This is a genomic window from Aeromonas sp. 25-AL00135, from assembly GCF_054052385.1.
Genome location: NZ_JBSTYQ010000020.1, coordinates 16,298 through 34,893, shown reverse-complemented (window position 1 = coordinate 34,893; position 18,596 = coordinate 16,298). Strand labels below are relative to the sequence as shown.

The window sequence follows — 18,596 nt, the reverse complement described above, 5'->3', positions numbered from 1 at the left end:
GGATGTGGATGGAATAATTTATAACATCTGTTAACCCCCCTGAATATAATATGCTTTCATGGCGGTCTTCGTTTTTATAATAGAAATCAATAACTTCATAGCATTCTCTGTCCTCATTTTCAAAGATAACGGTCCCATTGTTTATACTTCCATTTATTAACCATGTCTGGAATATCCAATCAGCAGATAAACCGACCATAGGAAATTTTTGGTTTAGCATGTCAATTTTATTAGTGTTGCCCATTTTATATCCCTTTGATATTGACTTATACTTTAATATGTTTAATCCGTAATGAAGGCGAAGAAGGGTTATGACCTCTATCGCACTTACAATTCCTACTGTAACAAATATTCATCGATAATAACCGTACTCTTTGCCTATGTCTGGAGATCAGTCTGGCTGGCGATCGTCAACAGCTCATCTTCGTTAACCAGAGCGGTGAGGAGATAGGTGCCGGGGTGCTCCCCGGCGATCAGTTTGTGATGCAACATGATGGTGCTCCATACGCCATCGCCCCACCGCGTGGGGTGCGGCAGGGTTGGAGAGGTATTTAGTGAAGGGGAAAACGCTGGGTTAGTTGGTTGTGTTCAAGCTGTCAGAGTTTTCTTGGCGTAGTTAGTCAGAGGCATGTGGTAATAGGTGATCAGCAGTTCTCTTAGTTGGGTGAGTCAGAAGTGAATCATAACCACGGTGTTAATGTGGCCACCAGTGGGAATGCGATCACGCCTTGGCGCAGTGCGTGATGTCCGCACTTATTGCGTGATAAATCGCGATGTAGACATAGCCGTGACTGCCAAGGGTATCGGCTTCGCAGGTAAAGCAGCTGTGCTGGATAGTGATGCAGTGCTGACGTTGGGCATCCAGTTCGCCGGTCAGCAGCTTGGCTTCCAGAGCTTTGATGATCTCCGGGAAAGCCAGGTCGAGCTTGGCTATCTGCGCCTCACTCCATTCACCTATCAGACTGGCCCGATCGGATAGAATATCGAGCCGGTAGCGACTCTGTATCAGACGAGCACCAAAGCGTGGCGAGATATCACGCGGCAGACCCCAGCAAATGCTGGGGAGCGGTGTGAGAGCTGGGGCCTCAGGTTGCTGTGTAGCAGAGCATGTGGGATGGGTTGTGGTCATCATTAGCGATACCTCAGTTGAATGTCGATGCGGGTGCCAGGCACGTTGTGGCGCTGGCGTAGTCTGGTCAGGTGTCCAGGGAGGTCGGTCAGGCTGGCTAGTCGTCCCCGGTAAAGCCGGGAGAGATTGATGTAGTTGGGATGGCTCACGGTGATGGTCACCTGATGCCCCGGCTGCCAGCGGCCAAACAGACGGGCTTTGGCCTCTTTGATGGTGGTGATGCCGGGAACGGGTAACGTCTGCCGGTTGCGCAGATGCAGTTTGTTAAGCTCGGGGGCATAGCGATGCACCTCGAGCCCGGTGATAAGACGGGTCATGTTCGGTGACTCCAATCATGCCAAGGGCCAGCCTGTGAGGGCTGGCCCTTTATGCTGTTTGTGGATGAGCGAGATTCAGGGGCGTCAACGAGCGCAGTCAGCTGTCTCATTGATAACCGGCTTGCAGTTGAGTCGGTCCAGCAGGTGCAGCGAGCCGTATTGAGCCACGAGCCGGTCTATGGCCATCTGGGCACAGGCTGTTCTGCTGGGCTTATTCTCAGGTATGGCGTAACGCGCGGTGAGCCAGCCGCCGAGCAGGGCTATGCGATAGCCACTCGGGATATGGGTGAGTGAGGTGCCGATGCCCCTCCCGTGAATGAGGAAGGGCACGGCTTGGCCACCGATGTCGATATCCATGCGCTGGCCCTTGAGTTCGAAGGTGGTGAGCTCGCCGGTTTGCGGATGTTTGCCTAGCACCCGGATGGTGATGTTTTTCGCCATGTCACACCTCCGGTTTGGCTTCAAAGTGGTGGGTCACAACGCCCGCCTTCGGGTCGATGCTGATAAACGCCGGGGCTTGTGGGTAGTACTGGTAGAGCCGCGCCAGCTCGGCACGAAACGCCTCGACGTTTGGCGCAATCACATGGCTGGTATCCCCTTCGGCGTAGGTAAAGGTCTCCAGCTTCTCGGTGTTAATCCAGATGCCGAAATACCACGCGTCATCCTCGGTATCGTATTGCTGCCAACCTTGAGCCAGTAGCGTGCGGTCGTAGTAGTAACGGTCAGCCTGATGGCTGCCCCGGTCGATGCGGCAACCCGTTACGGTGAGCTCGAACGGGATACGCCCCGCCTTGCGGGCTTTCTTGACCCGGCGCAGCAGTTTGAGGGTCTTGGCTCTGCTACGGCCATTACCAAGCGGGGGCGACTGCCTAGCCCGCAATGCGAGGTGGGTCATTATCTTCGGTGCGGTGTTGTGGTTGAGCTGGCCGATGGCAACGGTGAGCTGCTGAGCGGTCAGGGTGTTGTAATCACGTAAGTCATGCATGGTTGGGGTTCCTTCAAATGCAAACAGCCCCTCGGTGTGAGGGGCTGTATGGGGTCTTGTGTGTGCTGGTGGCCGTGGCTCAGGTGTGACTACTCCAATCCGGCTTGTCATTACTACCGTGGTTGACGTAGGCCCCGACAATTACCCGTTGCCACTCACCGACCGGCTGACCCGCTGCATTACAGGCGCAGCGAAAGCGGGCGAAGTTAATCTCTCGTGGCAGGTGCTCACGCATATCCCGTGGGCTGACAAAGAGCGAGGTTTTGTGCAGCACCGGGTTGGGGGCCACCAGCGGGCCACCAATACGCCGCCCCTCTACATCGTGGGCATAGGCAAAGCCCGGCAGCATCAACTGCTGACTGATGAGCTTGGCGAGTGCTGGATGGGCACATATGCCTTCCGCGACTGCGGCCTGGCTAAAACTGTCGGTAAATTCGATCATGGGTGTTTCTCCCTTTCTGCAGGTAAACGGTAAGCCGTTGCCAGTAGCGCAAACTGTTCGACGAGGTAACTGATGCTGATGCCCAGTTCATCTCTGACCCCATCCCCTAGATGGTGATGCAGGTGAGCCATGTCATCGGCAATGCGTTGGGCTATATGGGCTGTACCGTCCGGTGGTGAAGTCGTCATGGTCAGGGTGATGGAAATATTCATCACATCTCTCCCCAAAGGGCTTGGTCCCACAGTGACAGCCGTGTCAGCACGTCTTGCGCCAGCGCTTGCTGCAACTGCTGTATCACCTTCACTAGCCGAGGTGCCTGCTCAGGACTCCCGGTCCATTCGCTCGATTGGTACAGGGCGCAGCAGGTAAATTTGTAGAGGGCAACCAGTTCGGCATCGGTGAGTGGTGCTTGGTGGTAACGGTGGGCCGGTTTAAGCGGACTGAGCTTGGTAGAGCGGTGCTGACGTGGTTCCTGACGCCCCAGCTGATAGCGATGCCAGACTGCCCTCCGGTTGGCGATCATCATCAGCCGCACCAGCCGGTCTACCCGCCACGCCCAGGTACTGGTGACCTCCATTGGTGAGTTCCACCAGAGGGTGCGCAGTAGCTCCAGGGTGTAGTGCGGTGGCATCGGGGCATTGCAAAAGCGGTGTAACTGTACGGCAAAGGTAAGGTAGTCCTTGCGATCGATCATGAAGGCAGACATGGGCATAGTTCCTTGAAATGCAAAAGGCCACCTGCAGTGAGGTGGCCTTGTGGGTGATGGCGTTGGACCTGATGATCCGGATTGGCTAATCGCGCAGCTGATGTAGCAGCAAATCAATGACCTCGATGCAGTCAGCCTGGGTGAGCTGGTAGCCGTTAGGCAGTGGGCAACGATGGCGGGATCTGCCTGCATCTAGACGTTGTTTGCCAGCCAAAAGCGCAGCTCGAGGAGGATATCGAGGGCGGTGAGGTGTGATGTGCCTGGGACCAAGTTCATAGCTGACCTCTCTCTTTCAGGGATACCACGCCCACAGCACCGACCACCAGATGGTCAAGCAACCGGACATCCACCAGCGCCAAGGCCTCTTTGAGGGCTTGGGTAAAGACCCGGTCAGAGTAGCTGGGTTCCGGGTCACCACTGGGGTGATTATGCACCGCGATAATGGCCCCGCTGTTAAGCAGCAAGGCCCGCTTGACCACTTCCCGTGGGTAGATGCTGGCACTGTCGAGGGTGCCGCGAAACAGCTCCTCAAAAGCCAGCACGCGATGCTGGGAGTCAAGGAACAGTGCGCCAAACACTTCATGCTCCCGGTCTTGCAGCAGGGTTTGCAGTCGCTCTGCGGCCTCTGTAGTACTGGTAATGGCGGTGCCTTTGGCCAAGCGCTTACGGGCAATTTGGTTGGCGATACGCAGCAGGTCTTGTTCGGTCACGGGTTCAGTGACGACATAAGTGCCGGGGCACTCCCCGGCTTTGAGCTTGTAGTAATGCATGGTGGGTCTCCAAATAAGCAAAACCCCGGCACACAGGAAGCATGTCGGGGTTAAAGGCAAAGAGGTTGTTGGTTCACTATGAGGGGTGTTCAGTTGGCCGTGGTGGTGGCGCCTTCCCTGGCGGTGGGTTCCTGCTTCACCGGCATTAGTGGTTCGGGGACCAGCATGGTGAGCGGGATAGCGAGCGCAACGCTCAGCCGTTCTGCCAGCTCATAGGCAGGACCAATGGCGTCGTGGTCAGCAACCTAGGTAGCCAAGGCCAGCCCGCTGGCCTCCACAGCCCGCAGATAGACGCTGTAGCCTTGCACGGTTAGGCTACTGTCACGCACCACCTGCGTTTCTCCCTCTCGGTTGATGGCTTCCAGCTCAACGGCGATCGGTTGTTTGGGCATCATGTGCCTCCTCTTGGGGTAAGGGGTCACTCTCCACGCAATAGCCGTGATGAATGCAGCTACGCTGCAGGTCGTTCAAAAAGCTCCCCAGCACGCGGGGCTGCTCAGAGAGCGGGACAGGTCCTGCTTGGCAGCGCCAGAAACAGCGACGAGTGGGGTTCACGCAGATTTCATCGACATGCTGACTCATGGTGCGCCAATCCTCGGCATTGGTGAGGGAGAGCAGTTGCCACTGCACGCCAGACCAGCGCAGATGTAGCGTGACGGTGCGTGCATGTTTGCTACAAGGCGTCAGGTGCAGCAACCAGCGCTCGCCCTGGCGAATCGGCAGCAGCTTAGCTTTAGCCGCGACCAGTCCCAGCCACTGGCGTGAATAGTGAGAGAGCGGCAGTCCGTTAGTCATCACACACCTCCTAATCCCCACTGACCGTAACGGAGAAATACCCCAACTGGGCGTAGCTCATGAAATTGCTCTGCCACAGGGCGAACAGTTCCCGCGCTTCCACGCCGGGCAGTGGCCCCCAGCCTTGTAGGTAATGCTCGTCGCAGGAGAGGTTGAAGTCGAGCTCCTTGCAGAGCTCGGCATCCTGGCCCACTCCCTGATAACTGAAGTCGGTGATGTAATCGAAGACCCAGCCGTGCAATCCCCGAATAAGCCGCAGCTCTACCGGATGGACGCCACCCGTCTCGGCACTGTAGGCGGGGCTGCGAAAGTTGAAGGTCAGGGTCGAGAGGTCGGTGAGGTCGAGTTGTTGTTCCCGCACGACGCTGCGCAGTAAGTCAGGCAGCTCGGGCGAAATCGGCAGGGCCATCCCTGCCAAGTGAAATGGCATGGTCATCTTGATGTGTCCTTTCGTATCGAATGTGGGGCCCGTCAATCCCTGAACCAGCGCCAGGCGCGGTAGAGGCCGTAGGTGGCAGCCAAGGGTGCCGCCAGCGAGGTGGCCGAGCTACTCAGCAACGTACCGACTGCGGCGGTCACCACAGTCGTTGCTGACGGATTCAGTGCCGTGCTGGTGGTCATGCCTGGCAGGGCCGCAAGGGTAGGCTGCCGAGCCACTGTGCGAAGCGCCTGATGTGCGATACACCCCGTGGCAATCAGCTGGTTAATCTGCTTGCTGTAGTGAAAGCCCTCGATACACCAGAGCACGAAGTGCTCGCAGTTGTTAAAGAGCGTGCTGTAGTGCGCCTCTCCAAGACGGGAGTAAGCACGGTCGATACTCTCCTCCCGGTTGAAAGCTCGTGCACTGTGGTGCTGGATGCGATAGCCCCGCCCTTGGCTAAACTCGGCAAGCGTGGTGATAGCTATCTGACCGGAATGTATACCGGCACTGACCCCCTGGTAGTGGATGACCTGATGGTCCCCTAGATAGAGACCGTGGTGCTGGTAACCGGTGCGGGGGGAAACGAGGTGGTCCCCTGATTGCGGTAATGGCATGAACCGTTCCTTAAATAACATGCTGCATAAAACAGAGGGCACCCGAAGGTGCCCTGATGGTGGTGAATATGTAGTGGCTGGTGGTCAGGACTGCTTGCGCAGCGTCAGGCTGCTGGCATCCCATACCCAGCGCTGACCAAGATTGCCGGGCAAGTCGAGGGTGAAACCGTTGGGTTCGGGGGTCAGCTTGCCTTCATCGCTGCAGGTACCAAAGGGTTGTGAAAGCATGGTCAGCACACCAGTCTGAGCGACAGCCAACTGGTAGAGCACCGGGCATGCCACTCCGCCACTGTGGAGCTCAAACAAGACCGCCTGCCCGTTGGCCTGCGGCAAACGGTGCGTGAGTTTGATGGCGTCATATTCATCGGTGCGCAGCAGCACTTCACCCCCATGCCGGATCTCGATGCTGTCATCGTCATTTTTCACGATGGTAAATGACGTGGTACTTGATGCAGCTGACGCAGGTGCAAAGGAGGGCTCGAAGTAACGGCTGCCATCTGAATAGGTGAGCATAAAACCGTTCAGGGAAACCGGCTGGCTGACACTGGGTATGAGCCTCGGCTCATCTTCATCCAGCGGCATCAGCATGATGCGCTCCCCTTTCGAGGTCTCTATCCAAAACTGCATGCTGGCGAAATTTAGGGTGCCCTCAATGTTGGCCGGTACCCGCTTAGTGACCGTTGGCACCGTGAATTCAGGTGCGGCCCAGGCCGGTAAGGCAAACAACATTAACCATGTGCACCACAGTGCCAGTTTGATCTTTTCTGTCATGTCACTCTCCAGACGACTTATTCAATGGTGTAAGAGGCATTGCCCAGATTGGTGAAGAGGGTGACCTCCCTCAATCGGCACGGCTCGGTCATGACCAGCCGCCAGCTTTCGGTGTAATTGAGCTTGAGTGGGAAATAGGTTCCTCCCACCGACCCCATCAAGTCACTGCGCAGCATCACCCGGCATTTACTCTTGCCGCCATTAATCAGCACTTTTTGAATGGTGACTTGATCGTTGAGCGAGGTGACGACTATCTGAGGCCGCCCAATCGCGGTGTATTCCACGTCTAGACTGAATTCTGGGCTATTAGCGGATGCTGTATCGCAAGCGCTCAGTGATAGGCCACAAGCCAGCAGTAAGGGATAAAGCAGTGTGCGATTCATGATTTCTCCTTAATAAAAATGGCAAAAGGATACCTGACCGACGAGGCGAGCCTGTCGGGCGAACGGGTGTAAACGTAATGGGTTAATGGTGGTGCTGGCTGATAGCCAAATGCCACCAAGGGGATGGGTTGAGGTTAAGTCGTGTCGAACTCCTTTCGATGTTGGGGTAACTATTTCACTGGATTAGATCTAATGGGGTGATCCTCATCGCAAAGGGTCCTTAATGTCAATAAAAGTCCATAGTCAACTATCAGGGTTGACTGGAGGACGTATGACAAACATCAACTCTGAAGCGCTGGCCAAGAGCGTGGGCAAAGCGATTGGACGGCAACGCCAGCAGGCGGGGCTGACTCAGGAGCAAGTGGCAGAGCATTTGAAGATAGGTATGGAAGCCGTCTCCCGGATGGAACGAGGCCTCGTGGTGCCGACCGTCGTGCGGCTCGCAGAGTTGGCTCAGCTGTTTGGCTGTGAGCTTGCAGACTTTCTGCGTGAGACCAGCAACCGCCCCACCGAACAAGGCATTGTGCTCAGCCAGCAGTTGGCCAAGCTCGATACAACGGACAGAGCGCTGGTGCTGGAGTTGGTAGATAAGCTGGTGGCGCGACTGGCGTCTTAATGGCTCGCAGTGCGCATCTGTGACTGACTGACACCCGATGACTTGGGAGGCCGTAATGGCGCTCCCAAGCTGCTTCACAGCGATATGTGGTTGGTGTCTCTTAATGATATATAACTGAGATCCTTTTCAATCGAACCACGGAGCGATAACCGTGACCCGTCCGGCAATAGTTGATATCGGCCGGTAAATCGTTATGCGCTTTTGTTTTTTATCTCCGAGGCGTTGTGTTACAGGCAATCTTAAGCAGCAAAGCGGGCCGCATTGGGTTGAAAGAAGAGTCATTGCGTTGGCGTGATGTGTTTCAGCGTAGTGAAGATCTGCTGACTGCCACATTTTTTGGCCGTGTTCCTTATCTTTCTGATGGCGCCCTCTCTGCGTTATTGGCGTTTATGATTGGGCGATCTGTTGAGTTGTCCGGTTTTGAGGAGTTGGAATTATGGCCGCATTTGAAGAACTCCAGTGCACATAAAGTGGAGCCTGATGTTGTTCTTCATTTCAAGCGAGAGCTATTTGTCATCGAAGTGAAGCCTCCGTTTGGCGGTACACAGTCTCGTCAACAATGGCGGGATCAGATAGATGCTGTGCAGCGCGACAAGGCGTATGCCAAGCACAAGAAGATCTACTTCATCGCGTTGGGCAATGTGGTGCCAGCCGTGCTTGCACAATCTGCGTTGCCAACAAGGTTTGAGCCCATGGCAGCCTGCGAATGGGAGGCCCTCCTGAACTGGCTTCGACAGAACACGCATTTTTCGACACGCCAAGACAAAGCGATCCTGCGCGATTGGCAGAATGCATTCGAGTTGTTCGGGATGGCACCAATGATTCCAGATTGGCAGCCGATGGTGGAGATGTCCAAGTCTATTGACCCTGCGGCTGGTCTCGAACAACTTCAATATTGGCGTTAAGTCGGAGATAACTGATGGACGTATCCCAAGCACAGATCCTTATCGCTCAAGTCAGACATGCTCATCGTCTGATCGAAGGTTTTTATGAACGGATCTTGCCACAACTGGATAAGTTGGCCAGTGAGGCTGCAGATGCCCGTTTTTGCTACTGGGGGAACGCGGAGGGTGATGGCGTTGGCAGGGCGACCTCCAAACCTTCGGCTCGCGCTCCCTGGAGTTTCTTACCACTTTTTCGGTCTTATTACTGCTACCAGCGTGGCCGTGGGGCCGAACATGCTCAGAAAGGGGATATCGCACTCTATTTTCGCTTGAATATTGATGATGCATTCAACGAGGCAGCACCAGAAGCAACGGATTACGACCCCCACACCGGCAGTTCTTCGTTAGAAGTGCATCTATATCGTTTTACAAAAGATGCGTTGTATCGCTGGGATGCGATAGAGGGCGATCACCCTTGGGCTAACCATGACACTTGGACTAGCCAAGCGCAGGAATACCCCGAGGTGGAGTGTTGCAGTAAACGCGTTGCGCTAGAAACAGCGATCACGGCACCAAGTCAGCTCCATGATTGGATCTCCAACCAATTGGCGATCATCTCGCGGTAATAAGGGGGCCACTCTTCTTGGTGGCCCATTAGTCAGGCATTCATGAAGCTATCGAGCTCGTCCTCAGTTGCAATGATGAGTGCTTCATTGACTCCATACGCTCTGGCCAGTTCGACGCTAGCCAATAGGAGTTGTTGGTTGGTCTGTATATTGAAGGCGGCCTTTGTCAAATCACCCAGCGCGTCAAACTCAGCCATGATGCGCGCCAAAGCTTGTTGCTCAATCTCGCTTAACCGTCTAATAAAGGCTTCTTTTTTGTGATTTATTTCAGCGATCATTTTGTCGCTCATACCTTTGGCAACAGTGACTAGCATCTTTCCTGAGATTGAACCGATAAGAGCACCGAGTACTGGGATCGGGATGACTGCTTGGCCAGCTACTGTCATGGCACCAACAACTGCGGCTTCTGCACACACAATCATACCCAGATCGGTGAACTGCTCTATATCAATTTCCCCCCTTTGTAGTGACAGGGTTAGACTTCCAACACCTTTGGCCGCTGTGACCAGAGCGCTAGCAAAAGGAGCTCCCATACCGGCAAAGTTTGTTAGCGTGTAGATTGCTCCTGCAGACACTCCTCCGATTAGAGCACCATTGGCCGTATCTATACCAAGTTCTTGCCAATCACTCTTTGTGAGCTCCCCCTTGAAAATATTCCTTCCTTCACAGTATTTCTTGTAGATCCCTGTACCCAAAGTCACCACTCCAGCTACTGCGACTCCTATCATTGCAGCATTTGCCGCGCCTTGGAGTGATGGCCGGTGGTCATCAACAATCTCAGCTTTCTTTTGCTGATTTTGATCCGCAAGTTCCTGATCATACTTATCCAGCGTGTCCTCAATTCGCCCTAGTTGCACGTCACGGTAATCGGATATTCCAGGGCGGACTAGGTCATCAAACGAGCGTCCAGTAGCCTGCTCCATGGCCACGACTTTTTCTTGGATTGCCCTGATAGATTTTTCATTCAAGTCATCAACTGGCTTGCCATCCAGAACATCACGAATAGTTTGCCAGTGGTCTTTTGGTATGTGGTAAATCTCATCCGTGCGGCCAAATTCTCGGTGCTTGTCGAGGTGTCTGAGGACATGATCGAGATTGTCTTTGGCACCGTTTATGAATTTCGACTGCACAGCAATGTTATCGATCATGTAGTCCACAGGGGCTGTACGACCAACCCCCTCGAACGTAGCCTTAAGCAATGACTCGTCTTGCAGTCGTTCCTCAATAGCTTGGCGAGCATTGCGCACACCCACTTCGACCTGCTCGGCAATTTCACCATGCTTAGTGGACATCGATCCAAGAATGCCACTGGGGTTGGCAATGAAAACCCGCACCTTCTGCATTTGCTCTGTCGCCACCTCAAAGGCAATGTGCTGTGCGCTAAGTTGGATATTCATGGCTTGTTGGTTCATCTGATTAAGTTGATCAACAACAATCCCTGTCACTTGATCCTTCACTGGCTCAGCATGCTTCACTACCATTACTTAACCTTTTTGTTGATTAGCTGAGACAGCGAGTTGATGTGATTGATAAGTGAGGCAAGTTGCTGCTTTTGGCTAGGGACAAAGTCTTTGTAGTCGTGAGGTGCAGTCTTGCTTAGCACGTCGATAATGCTTTCGGTACCGTGATAATGCTCGGAGGTAAGCGAAACCATTTTTTTAACTGTGGTCTGGACAACATTGAGCTCACTACATTGAGCAAGTAATTTACGCTCTTCGCTTCGAGTCTCTTCGATAATCTTGCTGTTTTTGTTACGAGCTAGTAACGCGCCGCCTGCAATTCCAGCCGCCCCTATCCCCCACCCCAGTGGCCCAGCAAGTGCCAGCAGTGCTCCACCAGCAGACATGCCACCACCACCTGCAGCAAGGGCACCACCTCCCAACCAAGCTAGAGCTGCATTAGTCGCCGCAGCACCACTTAGCGTTGCTATAGCAGTTCCTGTAGATGCTGTACCAAATGTAGTTGCCACGGCCAAAGCTGCTGTGGGTGCAAAGGCTGCGAAGCCCGCACCGGCAGCAATCCCAACAGCAGCAGTACCCTTACCAACATGTGATTTGTTATATTCCATCTCAAGCTTTTCGACGACGTCATCAAATTCAACGATTTCAGCTTTGAATTCTGCGAATGATTTATCTAATTCGATGGGGGTATTCTTCATCCTGTTGATATAACTTTCCACTCGAGTAATCAACTCTTTACTGCATTTGGCGCGCCACTCATAGAGAGACGTGATCTCTCTCTGGGCCAGCACGACGTAGGCTTTGCAGCGCTTTTCAGCAGTTTCAAGATCTTGTAGTGCTTTTTTCCGCTCAGCGTTTAGTAACATGTAATCTCCATTGTTATTAACCATTGTTAAAGCCGACCAACCTGCCCAGTTGGCGATCATATCCAGATTATTGAATATCATTCGGGAATAGGGTGCGAAACATCACACTCCCATCATTCTCAGGGCAATCTGAATCCAAGATTCCTTAGAGGGCTGTATCAGTTGGCTAACTGAATGACCCCTGGACCATAAATGCTGCGTGGCCTCCCTCCGCGAGAACGGGCTGTCGCTCTCTCCATGCGGCCAAAGGTACGGCGGCCAGCTGGGAGAGTCGCCAATATCAGCTCATCAGGTTTGGTAAGATAACCCAGAGCCCCCAGTAGTAGCGCCTGCTTATCGGTATCAGCGTAATGCACCATCCCTATCCCATCAGTCCCCCATTCCTGGTACTGGACTCGACGGCTATTGCAGTTGTAATAGTTCCCCCGCCCATCGGTGATTGTCTCCCACAGCTTCCCCAAGGCTTTACCCAATGAGACATCCTGCTGATGCTTAGCCCCATTGAATATAAAGGTGAGGTGGAAATGAAAACGCCGCTCTATACCGTATTCTATCTTCCAGATATACCCCACCAGATGTTTGAATCGTCTCTGTATTACGCTCAGGTAATGACGTAAGTCATGGGTGGTATTATCCGCAGTTAATCGATGGTAGTGGGCCTCACGATACCCAATATCCAAACGAATGAATAATAATTTTGAATATTGAGAGAATAGACTGTTGATATAGGTCGCTATGCTGTGCTGATTGCGTTTCTCAACACGCCGTAAGTTATTTAGGCGCTTACGGTGTATCTGGTGCTTGGACGTACTTAGGAAGGCTCCCAGAGCATTATTTATAGCATCGGCCAGCTTATGGACTGTCTGGCTATCGAGGGAGGGCATCCTTGCGAGATGTAACTTAGGCACTGCTCGCATATGTGTCAGAAATAATTCTATGGTAGGGTGGGCTGAGGATATTTCGGTATGATAGTAGAAATAATCACGTACGGTCTCCAATACGCTAAAGAGGCACTTCGATAATGAGTGGTCTAGGCAATCTATATGCAACTCGCGGGCAGGGGTGTATGCCACGATTACGACTGGGAAAGTCGTATGCTGGAGTTTTCGTGATAGGAACAGGATATCCAAGAGTCTAACGGTATTAAACATGATGGCCTCGCTTAGGCAAGAGTAACCCTACGCTGTGTGATAGACACACGCGTATATAGGGGCGATTGGTGGAGTAGTATTGGCTAACTATGCTGGTGGTAGCATGACCACCACATGGGAGTGGTGTAATGGTACGCGATAGTGGTAATGGTTATTGGGGGGTATGGGGGACTGTACATAGCACAGGAATAGTATTGAATAGAAGTAATGTTTAATAATAAATAAACCTAAACGCGATATGCCTACCTCACCTACAAAAATACCAAAAAAACATATATAAGAAGAAATGGCTATTTTATTAACCCATTAACCTATCAAGATATGATTTATAACACTGAAAGTTATGGAGCTCACTAGGGATGAAAAAAGAGCATTCAAGACTGGCTGCGATGAATAAGCCAGCTATCAACATCGTGTTCAAACCAACCAATAGAGGACTGACCTATCTTGAAGGGTTTGGGGAATGTCTCGTCATAACGAGGGGACTTGGGATTAAGCCAGTCATAGATAGTAGACCTGGCCATGCCAATCTTGTTGATGAGGTCTTTGATGCGCAGGACTTTGATGGTGTTGTTCATGGTGTACTCCTGATGATGTAGTGGGTTGTTTCATCAGAAGAGCGGGCCAGTGAAAAAAAAGATGGTAGTTCAGCGAGCTGAGTGGTCATGATGCCAAATACAAGTATGTGCCTTCATATTGGTAACTTTCTATGGTTTGGAATGGTCACCCTCTCGGTGCACATAGGTAGCGATAGCCGGAGTAGTAGCCATAGGTAGGAGCATGCACATAGCCCATGGAGAATGAGTGAAAATTCAGATGAGCTTCGCTTTGCCATGCAAAGTCACTTCCCATGTTAAGTGTGATCATGGTTATGTACCGTGATTTGTAGCTAAGTGTGCGAAGCGGACATCTAGAAGTCCACCATTTGCTTCTTTGCATTTTTATCGTGATATTCAGCCGGAGTTATGGTTATTTGATAGACAAGTAATTCATCATCACAGCTAGTGACGTAAAAGGAGAATACTCATGACTGACGAAATTGATGTGATAGCAAAAGAAGAAAGGAGGAAGGTAGATAAGGGAGAAACAGAAGAGATACTTAAAAAGTTTTCAATTTATGAATATAGTGACTCCCTACTGAAAGCAGCTAAAAGAAATAGGACATATGCCCATATTGCAGCTACGATCAGTAGAGGTTTTATGCTCAAAACATCTGAAATTGATGACTATAGACTTCGTTTTATAAAATCTCTTGGGGTGAATAGACGCCATTACCTGAAAAAAAGTCGGGTTGTTTCGGGTGACGCTGATTTCTTTGAGCGAATTTTCATGTTGCTTAGATATATTGGGACTATTCGAGAATACAGTTATTACCACTTGCCTATGATTGGTCGGCGGATTTTTGAAATAAGTAATTTGGAAGATGAGCAGAGTGTTAACAAAGCATTCGAACTAATAAAGGATAGAATGGCAAGTCAAAAAGATTTATTGCCTGTGTATAGTGCGGTACAGAAGAAAGAGATTAGAAAAATACTTAGAAAGCTAATTTCATCAAATATTAATGCATTTATTTCAGATGAAGATTTTGAGAGGCATTTCAATGTGCACCCTGCAGTGCCATACTTTATTAAAGCTATAAAGTTTCATAGGCTGTCAATTGGTTGCGATACTGATTTCAATGAATATTACTCAGATGATGTTATTGGTGGGTTGGTAAGCTTTCTTAACGTTGTCTTTGACTCGAATAGCTATAAAGAAAGTGTAAGGGTGAGAGCATTTAATGTTGAGCAAAATATTAAATCCATATTTGGCTACGTAAAAGAAAAAGAGGAAGGGAACGCTCGTTATGTGGTCAGGTTTAGCTTGGGTTTCAAACAAAAAATAGAGAATATGTATGCTAAAGATAATGACATCCATATTGAGTCAAGCAATGTAGCTACACAGCCTGAAACAAAAGGCTTGGATAAGGAACCATTGAAAATAGCTTCCCAAACCGAAGGCTTCAAAGATAAGCTAGAAGAGTTAGTAGAAGGACGGCGCAAGCTTTTCATAAACTGCTCGAGAAATCGATTGTTTAGGCATGTAGATGGATATATTTGGAAGTTGGACTATTGCTCTGTCAGAGGATACTACATGCATGTTTTTTTGTTTTTAGGTCGAGGGTGGGAGCATAAACTTGACATAAGAGAGACGATCGGGCAGCTCTGGAAAAGTACTATCATAAAAGACGGCGAAGGGGATGTTTTTGCTTATCCTGGAGATCGGTATGAGTTTAATTTGATGGATGGTGGTAATAGTAGCCATGCTTTATATGAAGAGTTAGAATCTCTATTTAGGCAGGATGTTTTAGCCCATGTGGATACAATCCTTCCAAATGGTAAAAAAGCACGTTCTTTTGGTAAGGGAGCACAACGCAAGCCAGTAAGGAATAGATCTAAATATAAATTTTAGCAACAGCCCAAGGATGAAAGTAAATCCACAAAATTTAGCAGTGGATTACTCAAGCACGCTAAAAAACTAAATTCGCAGCTTTGGGCGTTATACTTTCATGGCTCGAGCGAAGTATTGCTCATATCTGTGCTTTCTGGCTGGCCAGAGGCGATAAGGCTGAGCATTCCAAGTGGCAGAAGGTCTATCAGGAGCACCTGCAACAGACCACCTGACAGGCAGGACTAATGGCCAGGGAAGGCGCCGCATCAGCTATGTGCCCATCAGGTGGCTGCGTAGCATATCAGGCTAAACAGGCTCATAGAAGGAAGCGGCCATCGGCCGTTTCCTTCTTAGGTCTGATTGAGCTGAAAACTCAGCGTTTACCGAATGTCCCTTGGATTACGTTCCCCATAACATCAGGTGATTTTTCTACTTCATGTTGGGCTATTTGATGTTTCACAATATCCCCCCACCGAAGAAATAAACTCCTCAGTTTTTCAGGGTTACGTAAAGCACCCGCCTGATAAGTTCGCAGGAGTTTGTCACTGATCTGGTGGTTCAGCATATGCTCTATCTCTAGAGGTCCTGCACCAAGTTCAATTCCACAGCAGTTTGCAACACTGCGCCGCAGGTCGTGTACGCTAAAAGGCTCAAGTTCAGCCAGCTTACGCTTCTGTAGCCGGTCAAGGGCACGCATAAGTGCGTCACCTGTGATGGCATGACCCAGCTTCGTCGTGGATTCGAACACATATGGACTGGTAGAGGAGGTTATAATTCGCTGCTCTGAAATGATTTCCTGAGCCAAAGGCGACAAGGTCACCACATGCGGGCGCCCATTCTTGGTTTCCGGGATCGTCCAGCGATCACCATCCAAGTGTGCCCATTGCATCGATATCACTTCACCTCGACGAACCGCGCTCAATATGACGATTTTAATTGCATTGGCGACACTTCCAGAAAGAACAGAAGTCGTAGCAATGCCACGGCCACCAGCTGTTAACGCTCCGCCACCTTCAACGCCCTCTTCTAATGCATGCCACAAGGCTCGTAATTCAGAGATTGGTAGCCAGCGATCTCGAGGTGGATTGGGGGTCGCATTGTACACTTTGGGTTTGAGTGCCAACGTGGGGCTCATCTCGATAAGCTGTCGTCGCATAGCCTCCTCCATCACCTGGTTCATTATCCCCATTGCTTTGCGAAGCCCTTCCAGAGAGACCTTCTGTAGCTTCTGATAGTGTTGGTGGAGGACGGCCATGGTGATATCGCAAACTCGATATTTACCAAGGACCTTTTGCAAGTGTGTTTGGTAGATTCGACGATAATCAGTGACGGTTCGAAGGCTAATCTCTGATCGAACGCCATCACGGCGTTTTACGCTGGCTTTGTGGCTAAGCCATTGCTCAAACAGTTCATCAAGCACGAGCATCTGTTCGTTCTTTTGTTTAGCTTCTGCAACAACCTGACGGGGATCGATGCCCTGTTTGACTTGCCCCACCGCAACACAATGTCGCTCACGAGCTTGAGCAAGTCCCATCGCAGGGTATAGTCCAAGTACCATGGTTTGTTGTTTGCCAAGTAGCCTAAATCTATACACGAAGCGTTTTTGCTTACCGGCCCGAACCTCGAGTGATAACCCGTTACCATGTTTAGAGCTGATAGCAAATCGGGTTGCGGTTGCACCTTCTTTAAGCTCTGCTGCCGCGACTTGTCGATCTTGAGAAATCATCCTAAAACCTCGTATTGGGGTACCACATGGGGTACCACATTTGGCATCGTATAGGGTTGTATGTCGTTGGACAAGAGTGAATTTGATGTGTATTTAACTCATTGAATTTAATGTAAATGAATTTGTTTGTTGGATTTATCAAGACAGGATTAAACATAAGTTTATTGACTTCGTAATGCGAAGGTCAGGAGTTCGATTCCCCTTATCGGCACCAGATCGTGAGGGCAGGTTTCATTTGTGAAACCTGCCCTTTTTACATGGCTTTTGCCAAGGCTCGCTCCACATAGAGATAGCCAATCCCCATCACCTGCTGGGCGCGGCTGAGCTGGCCGAAACGGATATGGGTGGCGTTGACCGCATCGCTGCAGTCGAACGGGTTGGCGCCGGTTTGACTGACGATCGTTTGCAGCCAGGTTTCACCAAAGTGGCAGCTGCGGCCATAGAGCCAGATGCGGTTGATGTTGAGGATATTGAGGAAGTTGTAGAGGCTCAGGCCAATGGCGCGGGCCCCTTCGTCCACCAGGGCGCGGATCATGGCATCCCCCTGATGGTAGAGCGTGAGCAGTTGGGCGGTATCCAGCTCTACACCAGTCTGCGCCGGGTTGTCGGCACTGGCTTGTTGTTTGAGAAAGACCCGGGCCCGTTTCTTGATGGCAAACAGCGAGGCGACTGTCTCCAGGCAGCCATAGCGGCCGCATGCACAGGCGCTGCCGTCCGGATTGATGATGGTGTGGCCTATCTGGCCGCTGCCAAACAGGGCGCCCCGGTAGATCTGGTCGTTGATGATAAAGGCCGAGCCGATACCGTAATCGACGTTGATGACGCAAAAATCCCCGTTCCCTTCCCGGTCCTGCCACTTCTGGGCCAGCGCCAGCATGATGCAGTCGTTATCCACCATCACCTCGCAACCCAGCCGCTCCTCCAGCAGGTACTTGAGCTCAACTGGCGCGTGCCAAGGGGCTTGCGGCATGGTTTGCGATACCCCGGTCGCCGGGTTGACCTGACCGTGTACCGCCAAGGCCAGCCGGATCGCCAGTCCCTTGTGGCGGCGCTTGTACTGGTAGTAGTGCGCTTCAATCAGGTGCAGCAGTTCATCGGGGGTTTGTGGGGCAATCTTCTGGTCGCTGAACTCATCCAGTGGGGTGATCAGGTTATCCACCAGGATGCTCTCCAGATGGGTGGGACTGATATTGAGGCAAAGAATGGCCCCCTGGCCGCTGGCAATGCGGTAGCTGCCGCCATTGATGCCGCGCTGGGAGAGGTTGTGATCGCTGTGGCTGATGGCGCCATCGGCCACCAACTCGTCAAGGATCTTGCTGACCGCCGGAATGGAGAGCTCGCAGTGGCGCGCCAGGGTGGACTTGCTCGCCTCCTTGAGCTGATAGAGCAGGGCAAGCAGCACCTGCTTGTTGTGGTGGCGGACCTTCTGGTTGTTCAACCCTATGCTCATCGCTTCACTAAACTCCGCTTGCTGTATTGCGTGATCTTTCAGCAATTAATGCAG

General features: G+C 51.5%; 23 protein-coding genes and 1 pseudogene. 4 read left to right on the top strand and 20 right to left on the bottom strand.

Annotated elements, in window-relative coordinates; all coding sequences use genetic code 11:
* Positions 1–721: 721 nt before the first annotated feature.
* From ACW5XC_RS17285 to ACW5XC_RS17220, 14 genes and pseudogenes are all read right to left on the bottom strand, one after another.
* Positions 722–1,132: a type IV toxin-antitoxin system YeeU family antitoxin gene (locus ACW5XC_RS17285; protein ID WP_311731931.1), complete on the bottom strand. Its 411-nt coding sequence runs from the start codon at positions 1,130–1,132 to the stop codon at positions 722–724.
* The gene (locus ACW5XC_RS17280; protein ID WP_042054105.1) at positions 1,132–1,446 is read right to left on the bottom strand and encodes a hypothetical protein; all 315 of its coding nucleotides are present in this window, start codon (positions 1,444–1,446) and stop codon (positions 1,132–1,134) included. Before ACW5XC_RS17280 ends, ACW5XC_RS17285 begins: the two co-directional genes overlap by 1 nt.
* Before the next feature lie 84 nt (positions 1,447–1,530).
* Positions 1,531–1,887: a hypothetical protein gene (locus ACW5XC_RS17275; RefSeq protein ID WP_042054106.1), complete on the bottom strand. Its 357-nt coding sequence runs from the start codon at positions 1,885–1,887 to the stop codon at positions 1,531–1,533.
* A 1-nt stretch (position 1,888) separates the two neighbouring features.
* Positions 1,889–2,431, bottom strand: a complete 543-nt coding sequence (locus tag ACW5XC_RS17270) for a hypothetical protein (RefSeq protein ID WP_042054108.1) — start codon at positions 2,429–2,431, stop codon at positions 1,889–1,891.
* A 79-nt stretch (positions 2,432–2,510) separates the two neighbouring features.
* Positions 2,511–2,873: a hypothetical protein gene (locus ACW5XC_RS17265; protein WP_042054109.1), complete on the bottom strand. Its 363-nt coding sequence runs from the start codon at positions 2,871–2,873 to the stop codon at positions 2,511–2,513.
* Positions 2,870–3,085 (bottom strand): hypothetical protein, encoded by a 216-nt coding sequence (locus tag ACW5XC_RS17260; RefSeq protein WP_042054110.1) that lies wholly within the window; start codon positions 3,083–3,085, stop codon positions 2,870–2,872. Before ACW5XC_RS17260 ends, ACW5XC_RS17265 begins: the two co-directional genes overlap by 4 nt.
* Positions 3,085–3,579 carry a hypothetical protein gene (locus ACW5XC_RS17255; RefSeq protein WP_042054111.1) on the bottom strand — a complete coding sequence of 165 codons (495 nt, stop codon included), beginning with the start codon at positions 3,577–3,579 and terminating at the stop codon, positions 3,085–3,087. Before ACW5XC_RS17255 ends, ACW5XC_RS17260 begins: the two co-directional genes overlap by 1 nt.
* Positions 3,580–3,851: 272 nt before the next feature.
* Positions 3,852–4,349 (bottom strand): RadC family protein, encoded by a 498-nt coding sequence (radC, locus tag ACW5XC_RS17250; protein ID WP_042054112.1) that lies wholly within the window; start codon positions 4,347–4,349, stop codon positions 3,852–3,854.
* Positions 4,350–4,438: 89 nt separating this feature from the next.
* Positions 4,439–4,741, bottom strand: a pseudogene (locus tag ACW5XC_RS17245) (hypothetical protein).
* The gene (locus ACW5XC_RS17240) at positions 4,716–5,144 is read right to left on the bottom strand and encodes a hypothetical protein (RefSeq protein WP_042054113.1); all 429 of its coding nucleotides are present in this window, start codon (positions 5,142–5,144) and stop codon (positions 4,716–4,718) included. Before ACW5XC_RS17240 ends, ACW5XC_RS17245 begins: the two are co-directional and overlap by 26 nt.
* Before the next feature lie 10 nt (positions 5,145–5,154).
* Complete coding sequence (locus tag ACW5XC_RS17235; RefSeq protein ID WP_042054114.1) at positions 5,155–5,580, bottom strand: DUF2787 family protein; 426 nt, start codon at positions 5,578–5,580, stop codon at positions 5,155–5,157.
* 35 nt (positions 5,581–5,615) lie between these two features.
* Entirely contained in the window at positions 5,616–6,179 is a 564-nt protein-coding gene (locus tag ACW5XC_RS17230) for a lecithin retinol acyltransferase family protein (RefSeq protein ID WP_042054117.1), read from the bottom strand.
* Between the two features lie 84 nt (positions 6,180–6,263).
* A complete protein-coding gene (locus ACW5XC_RS17225; protein WP_236727573.1) occupies positions 6,264–6,950 on the bottom strand; it encodes a hypothetical protein in 687 nt (228 codons plus the stop codon).
* A 17-nt stretch (positions 6,951–6,967) separates the two neighbouring features.
* On the bottom strand, positions 6,968–7,333 hold the full coding sequence (locus tag ACW5XC_RS17220; RefSeq protein WP_042054118.1) for a hypothetical protein: 366 nt from the start codon (positions 7,331–7,333) through the stop codon (positions 6,968–6,970).
* A 271-nt stretch (positions 7,334–7,604) separates the two neighbouring features.
* Here ACW5XC_RS17220 and ACW5XC_RS17215 point away from each other — a divergent pair, with 271 nt between their 5' ends.
* From ACW5XC_RS17215 to ACW5XC_RS17205, 3 genes are all read left to right on the top strand, one after another.
* Entirely contained in the window at positions 7,605–7,949 is a 345-nt protein-coding gene (locus ACW5XC_RS17215) for a helix-turn-helix domain-containing protein (RefSeq protein ID WP_042054120.1), read from the top strand.
* Positions 7,950–8,173: 224 nt separating this feature from the next.
* Positions 8,174–8,854 carry a hypothetical protein gene (locus ACW5XC_RS17210; RefSeq protein WP_133164104.1) on the top strand — a complete coding sequence of 227 codons (681 nt, stop codon included), beginning with the start codon at positions 8,174–8,176 and terminating at the stop codon, positions 8,852–8,854.
* Positions 8,855–8,868: 14 nt separating this feature from the next.
* Complete coding sequence (locus tag ACW5XC_RS17205) at positions 8,869–9,459, top strand: hypothetical protein (protein WP_052451210.1); 591 nt, start codon at positions 8,869–8,871, stop codon at positions 9,457–9,459.
* Between the two features lie 32 nt (positions 9,460–9,491).
* Here ACW5XC_RS17205 and ACW5XC_RS17200 read toward each other — a convergent pair whose 3' ends face one another.
* The 4 genes from ACW5XC_RS17200 to ACW5XC_RS17185 form a co-directional block, all read right to left on the bottom strand.
* Positions 9,492–10,940 (bottom strand): hypothetical protein, encoded by a 1,449-nt coding sequence (locus tag ACW5XC_RS17200; protein WP_042054123.1) that lies wholly within the window; start codon positions 10,938–10,940, stop codon positions 9,492–9,494.
* Positions 10,940–11,785: a hypothetical protein gene (locus ACW5XC_RS17195; protein WP_042054153.1), complete on the bottom strand. Its 846-nt coding sequence runs from the start codon at positions 11,783–11,785 to the stop codon at positions 10,940–10,942. Before ACW5XC_RS17195 ends, ACW5XC_RS17200 begins: the two co-directional genes overlap by 1 nt.
* 158 nt (positions 11,786–11,943) lie before the next feature.
* Positions 11,944–12,669 carry a YagK/YfjJ domain-containing protein gene (locus ACW5XC_RS17190; protein ID WP_236727575.1) on the bottom strand — a complete coding sequence of 242 codons (726 nt, stop codon included), beginning with the start codon at positions 12,667–12,669 and terminating at the stop codon, positions 11,944–11,946.
* 641 nt (positions 12,670–13,310) lie between these two features.
* The gene (locus tag ACW5XC_RS17185; protein WP_042054124.1) at positions 13,311–13,514 is read right to left on the bottom strand and encodes a helix-turn-helix transcriptional regulator; all 204 of its coding nucleotides are present in this window, start codon (positions 13,512–13,514) and stop codon (positions 13,311–13,313) included.
* 448 nt (positions 13,515–13,962) lie between these two features.
* On the opposite strand from ACW5XC_RS17185, the gene ACW5XC_RS17180 reads away from it, so the two are divergent.
* A complete protein-coding gene (locus ACW5XC_RS17180) occupies positions 13,963–15,387 on the top strand; it encodes a YagK/YfjJ domain-containing protein (RefSeq protein WP_042054126.1) in 1,425 nt (474 codons plus the stop codon).
* A gap of 352 nt (positions 15,388–15,739) precedes the next feature.
* Here the strand turns inward: ACW5XC_RS17180 and ACW5XC_RS17175 are convergent, their stop codons facing one another.
* On the bottom strand, positions 15,740–17,092 hold the full coding sequence (locus tag ACW5XC_RS17175) for a tyrosine-type recombinase/integrase (RefSeq protein WP_042054129.1): 1,353 nt from the start codon (positions 17,090–17,092) through the stop codon (positions 15,740–15,742).
* A 253-nt stretch (positions 17,093–17,345) separates the two neighbouring features.
* Complete coding sequence (locus tag ACW5XC_RS17170) at positions 17,346–18,542, bottom strand: ROK family transcriptional regulator (RefSeq protein WP_042054130.1); 1,197 nt, start codon at positions 18,540–18,542, stop codon at positions 17,346–17,348.
* Positions 18,543–18,596: the final 54 nt, after the last annotated feature.